Raw genomic sequence first — 11678 nt, 5'->3', positions numbered from 1 at the left:
ATGCGCTATTTTGGTGCAAATTATTAGCTGAATGTGCAAAATATTACGTTGGCTTATCAGCCTTTGGTAACACTAAATTAAGCACTATGCCTAAAATAGCGCATAGGCTCACGCCTTGTAAGCTAAATTCGTTGCCACCGATATGCATACCACCAATGCCACACACTAAAATGAGTGCCACAATACTGAGGTTACGTGGAGCCGTTAAGTCTTCTCCACTTTTCACTAACGAATTTAAACCCACCACAGCAATTGAGCCAAACAGCAAAATCATGATCCCCCCCATCACAGGTACTGGTATGGTTTGCAAACCAGCACCCATTTTAGCCACAAACGCTAAAATAATGGCGATAATGGCAGTCCACATCATCACTTTAGGATTAAAATTACGCGTAAGCATCACTGCACCGGTGACTTCTGAATAGGTGGTATTAGGTGGCCCGCCGAATATAGACGCTGCAGTAGTAGCTAATCCATCACCAAACAAAGTGCGATGTAAGCCCGGTTTTTTCAAATAGTCTTTATTGGTGACTTGGCTAATCGCCATCATATCGCCAATATGTTCAATAGCGGGGGCTATTGCCACTGGCACCATAAATAACACTGCTTGCCATTTAAACTCAGGCCAAGTAAAAGCTGGCATTGCAAACCACTGTGCATTAGTAACAGCATCAAATTGCACGATCCCTAAATATAGCGATAAACTGTAACCTGCGATGACTCCAGCTAAGATAGGGATCAGCTTAAATACACCTTTGCCCCATACCGCGAAAATTAGCGTCACTAGCAACGAAAATGCCGCCACCCAAATGGCTTGTTGATACGCAATCAACTGAATTGAACCATCGCCGCTTTTACCCATTGCCATATTAACTGCAACAGGTGCCAGTGCTAAACCAATTACCATGATCACCGGACCGACCACAACTGGTGGTAATATTTTATGCAGGGTAGCTACACCTTTTAATTTCACTAATAGACTTAACAACATATAAGCCCCGCCTGCAGCCATTAAGCCCCCCATTGTGGCAGGCACACCCCATAGCTGCACGCAGGCAATAATAGGGGCAATAAACGCAAATGATGAAGCTAAAAATATCGGCACCTGACCTTTAGTTACCAAATGGAACAGCAAGGTACCAATACCAGCCGTAAAAAGTGCCACATTTGGATCAAGCCCCGTTAATAAAGGAACTAACACCAAGGCACCAAAGGCGACAAATAACATTTGCGCCCCAGTTAAAATTGTTTTGATTGAAAAGGTAGAGTGATCCACTGTTAGACAGTACCAAAAATTTTATCGCCAGCATCACCAAGACCAGGAATTATATAGCCTTTCTCATTTAAGTGGCTGTCTAATGATGCGGTAAAAATCTCTACATCAGGATGAGCTGCAAGGGTTTTTTCAACCCCTTCAGGTGCGGCAACCAATACAATCACTTTAATTTCTTTACAGCCAGCTTTTTTCAGCATATCGATAGTCGCAATCATCGAGCCCCCAGTTGCGAGCATTGGATCAATAACGAGGCTCAAGCGCTCATCAATTTTACCGACTAACTTTTCAAAGTAAGGGATTGGTTCTAACGTTTCTTCATTACGTTGCAGGCCCACAACGCTTACTTTTGCAGCAGGCAGTAATTGCATAACACCATCCATCATGCCAAGGCCAGCACGTAAAATTGGCACAACAGTAATTTTTTTACCTTTGATGTGCTCAACATCTAATTGATTACCATCCCAACTAGTGATTGTTACTTTTTCCAGTGGCAAATTTTTAGTCGCTTCGTAGGTTAATAATGTACCGACTTCAGACGAAAGCTCACGGAAACTCTTAGTACTTATGCCATACTCTCGCATAAGACCAAGTTTATGTTGAACAAGTGGGTGATTAATTACATGAATAGTCATAAAAACGCCTAAAAGAAAAATAAATTGCGCTTATTTTAGCTTAAAAAAAACCATCAGACTTTAAAAAAGCATGATCTGTGCAATAAAAGTATTATTTTATCACTCTGATACAGTGCTTTTATTTCATTTAACGCAATTATTATTTTTTTTTAAGTAACTAAACTATAATAATGGCTATAGAAGATTTGCTCACAAAGGTTTTATGTCAAAGTTTGCTGTTGGGATCCTGATAGGTATTTTATTTGCGATAATGCCTTCATTTGTGATGGCTAAAAAACCATTAAAGGTGCAAATAATGACCGACTTTGCACCACAGATTAATGACGATTCACAAAACATAGCCACTAGATTTATGCTTGATATTGAAAAACAGCTCAATGGTGCCATCGCGTTAAACTTTATCCCAGCGAGTAGATTAAGAGAATGGCAACAATTGCACGCAATGAAAGATGTGTGCTTATACAATAAAACCAAAACACCTGAGCGTATTGAAAATGCATTATTTAATACCTACCCAATTATGGCTTTTCCGGCCAACCGCTTAGTGGTGTATAATCATCCAGAATTACCTGAAAATATTAGTTTAAATGATGCCGTAAATAAATATGATCTCACCATCGGCATTGCTTCAGGACGTTCATATGGTCACGAAATAGATGACTATATTGCCAAGCATAACGAATCATTTATGGTTTTAGGCGGCACAACGAGCGCTTATCGCCTTAGCCAAATGTTATTTCAAAATAAGTTCGATGCCATTATTGAATATAGTGCGGTGTTTATTTCGCGTCACTCAGAAGATACCAGAATCGCCAATATACGTTATCTTAGTGTTGATAAAACCCAACAAGCTGTGTTTGGTTATATAGCATGCTCGCAATCGGAGCTAGGCAAACAAGCAATTGCGCTATTTGACCAAGCATTGCAAACACAGGCAGTCCAGCAAATTATTCTTCAGAGCCACTCACAAATATTTGCACCGCCAGAGCAGGCGTTAATGCTAAGCGCATTACAAGATGCTTTTAACGTAGCAATACCGGCACGCTGATTTAGTTGTTTGAAATTTGCTCCATCACCCAACTAGTATGTGTGGCCGAATGACCTGTTGACGGATGTGTAATATTTTCAAGTAATGACGAGGCCATATTTTGCACATGATATTGTTGAACATGAGGCGGATTTTCGATACTGAGTTGTTGCTGACCACTTTCGTTAATAACCGTAATTGCTTGTTCATCAAACACACTAAAGCTGATCTCGCCCTTTTCACCGTACACAGTAACAACATCAAAACGAGAAAAACCACCAAAGTTCCAACTTCCTGAGCCGGTAATACCGTTTTTATGCTGCCAACAAGCAGTGATTGCATCAAAAGCGCCATATAAGTTTTGCTGGTTTGTCGCCAGTCCTTTCACTTGTTCATAATCACCAAATAAGTAACCAAATAAATCGAGACCATGGCTGGCTAAATCATCAAAATAACCTCCTGGTGCAATAGTTTTATCGGTACGCCAATTGTAAACACCTGATCTATCTTGCTCGCTGGAGGCTTTACTTAAGTGCCAATTAATATGTCGCACCTGGCCGATTTCGCCCGTGTCAATCAGGCTTTTTACTTTATTAAAGCGCGGTAAAGAACGTCGATAATACGCGACGAACAAGGGAATATTTTTACTGCTGAAAGCTTCAAGAATAACTTCACTGTGAGCCAATGTAGGCGCCAGTGGTTTTTCAATACAACATGGTTTGCCCGCAGCAGCAACTTTTAGCGCCAGCTCCATATGGCTATCTGGAGGCGTTGCGATATACACGGCATCAATATCAGAACTTACGATCAATTCATCGGCCGTTTTAAATACCATAGGCACGTTATGGCGTTTTGCGTAATCTTCAGCGAGTGCGGTATCTCGTCGAGTAACGCCTTGCAACACAAAACCTTTCGTATTTTTATACGCAGGGCCACTTTTCACCTCGGTTACAGCGCCACAGCCAATCATTCCCCAACGGATCTGTTTCGTCATTCTACGTTACCCCAAAATTTGTTTTTGTAATTTGATATTGCATATAAGCATTAATTTTTACGTGTTCTGGACTCCAGCCCATTAAAAATCGGTAAAAGTCAGCCCATACAACTGGCCATAAGGTTTTCCATTCGTTAATAGCAGCATGGCTATATGCGCTTTTATCAAATATGTGCATGGCGTTGGCAAAATATTTAAAGTAGTCGGCTAAGTAATCATCAGCTCTTTGTTGTAATTGCTGTTCATTTAAACAACTACCCAAAAAGTACATAACGTCAATAACACCTACTCCAGCGCCAACATATTGAAAGTCATATCCGACAACATTTAGTGTCGCGTTATTAATAGCAAAATTCGCTATTTTTGCATCACCATGAATAAGCGTTTGATACTGACATGCCCGAATAGTTTGATCGATGCTATGTGCTTGTTGCTTGATAGCACAATCTGCCATTTTTTCATACTCGTCTGGCCGAGTAGCTAAATGCCAATAACTCCCCTGCGACCATAAGCCATCAGCTTTGACTTGAAAATGAAAAGCATGAAAATACGCCAACCACTTAATAATGGCTGTAACATGTGTATGGATTGGTTTTGCGTTTACAAAGCCACTCTCTGTAAAATCAGCAAACACTAAGACTTTGTGCTGTTCATGTTCTATGGCATTAAAACACCTTAAAGCACCTGCTCTAGATGGTAATCGCGACGCATAATGCTGATACCAATGGAATTCCACTTCATACGAGTGACGCTTTCGGTTAATTGCAAACTCAGTTTGCGAAATTCGCGGATGATTTATGTGATCGGGCACACTAATCGCTTTAATGACGCAGGCTTTACCGTCTAAACGACAACGCACTATTTCACCACAGCCACTCCATAAAGCAGTGATTGTTTCAGTGATTTTAATATTTTTATAATGAAGACCAATTAATGGCAGATAAAAAGACATACGCACCAATATCCATAAAGCCAGCGCCTAGGGTCTGTTGACCTTTGCGGATTAATATTTGTTCAAACTAGGGGCAATTTAATCGCGGCGCGAGGTTTGTAACCTAGTGGGCTAAGTAAAAACCGAGCAACAAAGAGTTAATTACCCCTAGGAAGAACCCTTCGGGCAGCTCCTGTTTGGCATTGATGCTGCGTTATCGCCTATTTATGGGGAATGACCACACCACATAGGCTCTGCCTTGCCTAAATACCAAACAGACTGCTGCAAATTTAACCTTGAAAGGTCAACAGACCCTAGTATGACATAAACATTTTAAGATTAAAGCGCTTATAGGCAACACAGCTCACTACTTAACTACATGTTAGCAATCATTATCTTTTGCCAGCTTACTATTTCAACATAATGTAAACCAATACATTAATTGAAACGTATCAATCTGCACCAGTTACTATACGAGTAATATATGTTTTCATTCTTTAAGAAAGACCCAACTAAAAAGTTACATAAGCAGCTTTCTATAAAACTAGAACAAGCAATGCATGCCCAACGTAACGGCGATATACGCAAATACTCAGAACTCTCCTTTGAAGCCGATCAAATAGACAAACAAATAATAGAGATAGAAAAACAAGCGAAACAAGATGGTTAATTTAAATTCTTAGGCATTAAATTAAGAACAAGTAGCGAATTACGTAAAAAGCCCATACAAAACTGTATGGGCTTTAAATATAAAAGCGCCCGAACTTCTGGGCGCTTACATTGTTGAATTAAAAAATATTACTGATTAACAACACTTTTCAGTGGGTTTATCGGTTTTGCATTTTCGTCTAATAAGTTCATATCAAAATCAAACTCATCAACACGAATTGCGCGTTCACGTTTTTTGTTGTAATCAATCAGTTTAGCGTATTCTTCTTCAGTGATTACATTTGCTACAAGTGCATTATCAAGAGTAAGTGCAAAACGAATACCTGGTTTGATTGTTTTAGCACGCAAGGCTTTTTTCACTTTTGCGAGTAAATCTAAACAGCCTATTTTCGCTTTATACGCTTGCTCGTTAATGTAATGTCCATCACCTTCAATAGGTTTAACTAAGTGTGTGATTTGCTTTTTAAATGCCGTGTCAAGTTGCGCCTGTGTAGCTAATTCGCGAATTAAGTCATCGCTAATTTTTGGCATTTTAGTCGAATAGTTCATGGTAATAAAACGCATAAACTTACGTGTGCCACTTGCAGGGAAGTTGTCTAAAAACTTATGCAATGCTTGTTCGGCGCTTTGTAATGCAAAACGTGTTGCGTAGTGGAAATATGGCGCTGCTTGCTCGCGTTCACTGCTTGCCACTTTTTGCTCATAATATTTAATTGATGCCATTGCCGCATATAAGAAGCTCATTACATCGCCTAAACGGGCTGATAGCATTTCCGCTTGTTTAAGTTTTCCGCCGAGTACCAGTAACGAAAAATCTGCATATACTGCTAATTTAGCTGATAATTTATGAGCTGCTTTTTCATATTCACGTACTTCTGGAAGTGGTGAATTAGCACCTGCTGTAAATGGTAATACGCCTAAACGAAATGCACGTAAACTGTTTGCTACGCTATAACCCACTGTTTTACGCAGAATGCGGTTAAATTCTTTATCTGCATTTTTATCTTCGCTGTGGATTGATTCAACCATCGATTGTAAATATGGGTGACAACGCATTACACCTTGACCAAAGATCATCAAGTTACGTGTAAGAATGTTGGCGCCTTCAACCGTGATGGCAATTGGCTGTGCAACATAGCCGCTTGCTAACGTATTTTGCGGGCCGTTCTGAATTGCTTTACCAGCTTGAATATCCATTGCTGAGTCAAGCACGTCGCGACCAATTTCAGTCATGTGATATTTTGCAATTGCAGTCACAACCGATGGCTTTAAGCCCATGCCTAAACCTTCGGTTGTAAGTACACGCATTGCTTCTTGTAGGTATGTTTTACCAGCAATATCAGCGAGTTTTTCTTGAATACCTTCAAATTGACCGATTGCTAAGCCAAATTGCTCACGTACCGCAGCATATTCAGACGCACCTTTAAATGCTACCTGAGATGAACTAACACCTAATGCAGGTAATGAAATACCACGGCCAGCGCCTAAACAGCTAACCAACATTTGCCAGCCACGGCCGATGTTCTTTTGCCCACCAATAATGAAGTCCATTGGTACAAATACTTTGTTGCCACGCGTAGTACCGTTGTAAAAACGAATCCCCATTGGATCATGGCGATTACCAAGTTCAACACCTGGGTGCTCTTTTGGAATAAGTGCACACGTAATACCGAGGTTTTCCTTACCACCTAGCAAGCCATTTGGATCAACCACTTTAAATGCTAAACCAAGTACGGTGGCAATTGGCGCAAGGGTGATATAACGCTTGTCCCAAGTGATCTCAAGACCAAGTACTTCTTCGCCGTTGTACATGCCTTTAGTCACAGTACCTAAATCTGGAATGCCACCAGCATCAGAACCAGCCTCTGGGCTTGTGAGTGCAAAACATGGAATGTCACGGCCATTGGCTAGGCGTGGTAAATAATGTGCTTGCTGCTCTTTAGTACCAAAGTGCAGTAGTAACTCACCAGGGCCTAACGAGTTAGGAACCATAACGGTTACTGCAACAGCAGAACTTTTAGTGGCGATTGTGCCAACGATAGTTGAGTTTGCGTAAGGGCTAAACTCTAAACCACCAAATGATTTAGGAATTATCAGTGAAAAGAAACGTTCCTTTTTCAGAAAATCTAAAATGTATTCAGGTAAATGAATGCCATTTTGAATTTCTGTATCGTCGATCATACCCAATAGCTCTTGTAATGGGCCGTCGATAAATGCTTGTTCATCTGCGCTCAATACAGCAGCAGGGACTGCGCGAAGTGCGTTGAAGTCAGGCTTACCTTGGTAAATAGAGCCTTCTAACCACACATCACCCGCATCAAGGGCTTCTTGTTCAGTGATAGAAATACTTGGTAATACTTTTTTTAATTTTGTACGTAAACTCATAATCAACTCATCCGACCAGACAATAATACCTACATTACGTCATAAAAAATGGTTTAGATCAATTACTCTAAGCAATTTTTTAACAGTTTTTTCAATTTATTTATTTTTAGGCTATCTAAGCCATTGAATAAAAAGAGCTAACACTTGTACGCTGAAAAGTATTTAGTTGATTTTTTTTTACTAAAAAACGCTAAAATAATTAAACCTCAGCAACAATAGAAACAAAATGAGGGAAATAAAGATATGTTAAAGTTTGTGCAAGGTAAGTAGTGTAAGCTTATCGACTGTTAACTAACACTGTTAATCACCACTAAAAGTCGGCTAATTTGCCATTACATAGTTTTATTAATGTATTGGGATCAAGTGCAATTTCAAGGCCGCGTTTACCAGCGCTTACATAAATAATATCAAACTGCTTTGCGCTACTATGGAGGTAAGTTGCTAAGCGTTTTTTTTGCCCTAATGGACTTACGCCACCAAGAATATATCCGGTGCTATTTTCTACCTTTTGTGCAGCGGCCATATGTACTTTTTTAACACCACATGCTTTTGCTAAGAGCTTTAAGTTAACTTGTTGACTCACAGGCGTAATTGCCACTACTAACTGCAATTCATTGGTTTCAAATACCAAGGTTTTGAAAACCTGCTCAGCGGCTAGATTTAACTTTTCAACAGCTTCTAAACCAAAGCTATTTGTACTTGAGTTATGCTCATAACTGAGCAGCTCAAAAGTGGCCTTGTGTTTTTTTAATAATTGTGTGGCTGGCGTCATGACTAACTCCATTGAATTGTTAACTGCTTTAAAATTAACAAAAAAAAGAGTACCAAGGTACTCTTTTTTAAACTATATATACTGGCTAAATAATATTAACAACAGGGATTAAACGACTCTTTGCAGCCATTTTATTACCATAAATACGCATAGAGCTTATTGCCAATGCAATAACGACAGCGCACCCGAGTAACCAAAATGCCGAAAACATCGGAGATTGCTTAAAGTTACCCACTTGATACACCACAGAGGCTGTGATGTAAGCAAGCCCTGTTGACCAAGTTGCAACAAATAGCATCCATTTCATTCCAGCTTCTCGGTACATAGCGCCCATCACCGCCACACACGGTGTATAAAGCAATACAAAAACTAAGTAACTGAATGCAGCAAGTTGACTGCTAAATAGGTTTTCCATGGTTGCGAAGGTCGATACATTCACTTCTTGATCAATGGCCGCACTACTTTGATCGCTCACATTAGTGACATTTAAACCCAGTGGATCGAGTAAATTACCAAATACGTCTATTAGGTTTGCAGGAATACTCGCGAATGCTTCAGCCACTTTATCGATGACATTAACTGGCTCTTCATTCACAGCCGCTACGCCATCTAAATTTGAATATAAACTATCTAAAGTGCCAACTACTGCCTCTTTAGCAAATACGCCAGTAAAAATACCGACAGTTGCAGGCCAGTTATCTTGCTCTACCCCGATAGGAGCAAACACCGGTGTTGCAATTTTTGAAATTTCACTGAGCATCGATTTATCTGTGTTGTCATTGCCAAAGGTAAAATCAGTACCTATGGAGCTTAATATTTTTAAAATAACAAACACCACAATTATAGTTTTACCGGCGCGCATACAAAAGCTTTTTAAGCGCTCCCATGCTTTGTAAAGTACGCCTTTTGCCGTTGGCATATGATACGCAGGTAATTCGAGAATAAACGGGGTAAGCGTTGGACTAAACAAGGTATTTTTAAGTACCAAACCGGTTAATACCGCCATAACAATACCTAAAATATACAGTGCAAATACTAAGTTTTGGCCATTAGTGGTAAAAAAGGCAGCGACAAACAAGGCATACACACTTAAGCGCGCGCCACATGACATAAATGGTGACATGGCAATAGTCAGTAAGCGATCTTTATGGGTTTCTAAAGTACGAGTTGCCATTACTGATGGCACGTTACAGCCAAAGCCAACAATTAAAGGCACAAACGCTTTACCCGGTAAACCAATGGCGCGCATTAATCTATCCATGATAAAAGCAGCACGCGCCATATAACCTGAATCTTCAATAAAGGCTAAACAAAAGTATAAAAAGCCAATCACCGGGATAAAGGTGGCAACAAGCTGAATACCACCACCTATACCGTCCGCAAGCAATGCGCGTAGCCAATCAGGTGCGCCTAATGAAGTTAATATTTCACCAAAGCCATCGACTAAAATCGCACCTACAGCAATATCGAAAAAGTCTATAAATGCGCCGCCAACATTTACCGCAACAGTAAACATTAAATACATGATCCCTAAAAATATTGGGATCCCTAAAAAACGATTGATCACTACCGCATCTATTTTATCGCTAATGGTTTCAGAGGCGATGCCTTTAGTATTTTGAGCAAGTTCAGCCAGTTGATGGGCAAACTCATAACGACCATTGGCAAAAAGCACATCAAGTTCATGGTGATCGGCAAACTGTTCAAATTCAGCTTTTGCCACTGCCAGTGTTTGTTTATCAGCATAGCCAAAACAGCTTTCATCTTGCTCTAATAACCGCAATGACAACCAATCAGTGTCGATGTTTTCTATCGGTTTATTATTGGCAGTAAAACTGGCTGCAATGTTGTTGGCCGCTTGCGTTATTTTTTGCTCATAACTAGGGGTATGCATTGATACTTTTTTAAGTTTAAGTCCTTGTGCAATAAACTCTTTTAAACCTGTAATGTCTGTTTTATTATTTGCACTTAAGGCAATCACAGGGCATCCAAGTCGCTTTTCTAGCGCCTTTGGATCCGTTACTAAACCATTTCGTTTTGCCACATCGACCATATTTAGCACGACGAGTAAAGGTACTTTCATCTCAAGCAGCTGAGCGGTGAGGTATAAATTGCGTTCAAGATTTGATGCATCAAGAATATTGATGATCAGTTGTGATTCACCACTGAGGGCATAGTCACGCGCAATTTTTTCATCTAAAGGGGTTTGTGCATTTACATCTAAAGAATAAGTGCCAGGCAAATCAACTAATTCGACAGTCTGATCAGCCACTTTAAATTGACCAATTTTCTTATCGATGGTCACCCCTGACCAGTTACCTACTTTCTGTTTGCTACCGGTTAACGCGTTGAATAGTGTAGTTTTACCACAGTTTGGGTTACCTATTACGGCAATGTTTGGATTCATACTGCGAGTTCCAAATTAATTGATTGTGCCTCGGATTTACGAAGACTAAGCACGGTACCGCGAACTTTAACAATCATCGGATCGCCAAATGGAGAAAAGCGCAATACGTGGACAGGAGCGCCTGGCGTTAAACCCATTGCAAGTAATTTCTGGCGCAACAAACTCGCATTAGGATCGATGCTTACAACAGAGCCATGTTGGCCAATTACTAATTTGTCTAACGTTAACATGCCATCTCATTTCATTTAATACATCAATGGCGCTGATTTTACGCCGATTATTCAATCATGCAAGTGAGACTAATTATCATATCGATAAGTAATGCAAAATAAAGCAGCAATGGCAGAATTATACCTATATTGGATCCTAAATCTCATTTGATAAGATAAAAATAGCCGTTTAGTGACAAGTGCTTAAGAAGCCTAATCGCTCTGTAAAGGTAGCATTATGAATATGTATTATACCAATCGTGTTAAGTTACTGACCATTTATAGCGACAGATAAATACAGTGATAACAAGGCGTAAATTTTGACATGTAGTTGTTCTACTTGAAAAAATTATAACGCAGTTAGCGCTTTATTTAG

General features: G+C 39.9%; 10 protein-coding genes. 2 read left to right on the top strand and 8 right to left on the bottom strand.

Annotation, left to right across the window (positions count from 1 at the left end; genetic code table 11):
* Positions 1–43: 43 nt before the first annotated feature.
* Both H5183_RS09670 and upp read right to left on the bottom strand, forming a co-directional pair.
* Positions 44–1276 carry a uracil-xanthine permease family protein gene (locus H5183_RS09670; protein ID WP_182731574.1) on the bottom strand — a complete coding sequence of 411 codons (1233 nt, stop codon included), beginning with the start codon at positions 1274–1276 and terminating at the stop codon, positions 44–46.
* A 2-nt stretch (positions 1277–1278) separates the two neighbouring features.
* Positions 1279–1908 (bottom strand): uracil phosphoribosyltransferase, encoded by a 630-nt coding sequence (gene upp / locus H5183_RS09665; protein ID WP_145236059.1) that lies wholly within the window; start codon positions 1906–1908, stop codon positions 1279–1281.
* Positions 1909–2110: 202 nt separating this feature from the next.
* Here upp and H5183_RS09660 point away from each other — a divergent pair, with 202 nt between their 5' ends.
* Positions 2111–2956 carry an ABC transporter substrate-binding protein gene (locus tag H5183_RS09660; RefSeq protein ID WP_182731573.1) on the top strand — a complete coding sequence of 282 codons (846 nt, stop codon included), beginning with the start codon at positions 2111–2113 and terminating at the stop codon, positions 2954–2956.
* A 1-nt stretch (position 2957) separates the two neighbouring features.
* Here the strand turns inward: H5183_RS09660 and H5183_RS09655 are convergent, their stop codons facing one another.
* Together H5183_RS09655 and H5183_RS09650 are read right to left on the bottom strand one after the other, a co-directional pair.
* Complete coding sequence (locus H5183_RS09655) at positions 2958–3929, bottom strand: Gfo/Idh/MocA family protein (RefSeq protein WP_182731572.1); 972 nt, start codon at positions 3927–3929, stop codon at positions 2958–2960.
* A gap of 1 nt (position 3930) precedes the next feature.
* Positions 3931–4881, bottom strand: coding sequence for an oxidoreductase family protein (locus tag H5183_RS09650; RefSeq protein WP_182731571.1), 951 nt, complete (start codon positions 4879–4881; stop codon positions 3931–3933).
* Positions 4882–5344: 463 nt separating this feature from the next.
* Between H5183_RS09650 and H5183_RS09645 the strand changes: the two genes are divergently transcribed.
* The gene (locus tag H5183_RS09645; RefSeq protein ID WP_145236073.1) at positions 5345–5530 is read left to right on the top strand and encodes a DUF6435 family protein; all 186 of its coding nucleotides are present in this window, start codon (positions 5345–5347) and stop codon (positions 5528–5530) included.
* Positions 5531–5658: 128 nt separating this feature from the next.
* Here H5183_RS09645 and H5183_RS09640 read toward each other — a convergent pair whose 3' ends face one another.
* The 4 genes from H5183_RS09640 to H5183_RS09625 form a co-directional block, all read right to left on the bottom strand.
* Entirely contained in the window at positions 5659–7914 is a 2256-nt protein-coding gene (locus H5183_RS09640; RefSeq protein WP_182731570.1) for an acyl-CoA dehydrogenase, read from the bottom strand.
* 310 nt (positions 7915–8224) lie between these two features.
* Complete coding sequence (gene ybaK, locus H5183_RS09635) at positions 8225–8686, bottom strand: Cys-tRNA(Pro) deacylase (RefSeq protein ID WP_182731569.1); 462 nt, start codon at positions 8684–8686, stop codon at positions 8225–8227.
* 85 nt (positions 8687–8771) lie between these two features.
* On the bottom strand, positions 8772–11093 hold the full coding sequence (gene feoB / locus H5183_RS09630) for a Fe(2+) transporter permease subunit FeoB (RefSeq protein WP_182731568.1): 2322 nt from the start codon (positions 11091–11093) through the stop codon (positions 8772–8774).
* Complete coding sequence (locus H5183_RS09625) at positions 11090–11323, bottom strand: FeoA family protein (RefSeq protein WP_145236087.1); 234 nt, start codon at positions 11321–11323, stop codon at positions 11090–11092. The genes feoB and H5183_RS09625 overlap by 4 nt, the downstream gene beginning before the upstream one ends.
* Between the last annotated feature and the right edge of the window lie 355 nt (positions 11324–11678).

The organism is Pseudoalteromonas sp. SR44-8 (genome assembly GCF_014163635.1).
In the GTDB taxonomy this organism is placed as follows: domain Bacteria; phylum Pseudomonadota; class Gammaproteobacteria; order Enterobacterales; family Alteromonadaceae; genus Pseudoalteromonas; species Pseudoalteromonas rhizosphaerae.
The sequence above is the reverse complement of the archived record's forward strand: the minus strand, read 5'-3'. Positions and strand labels throughout refer to the sequence as shown.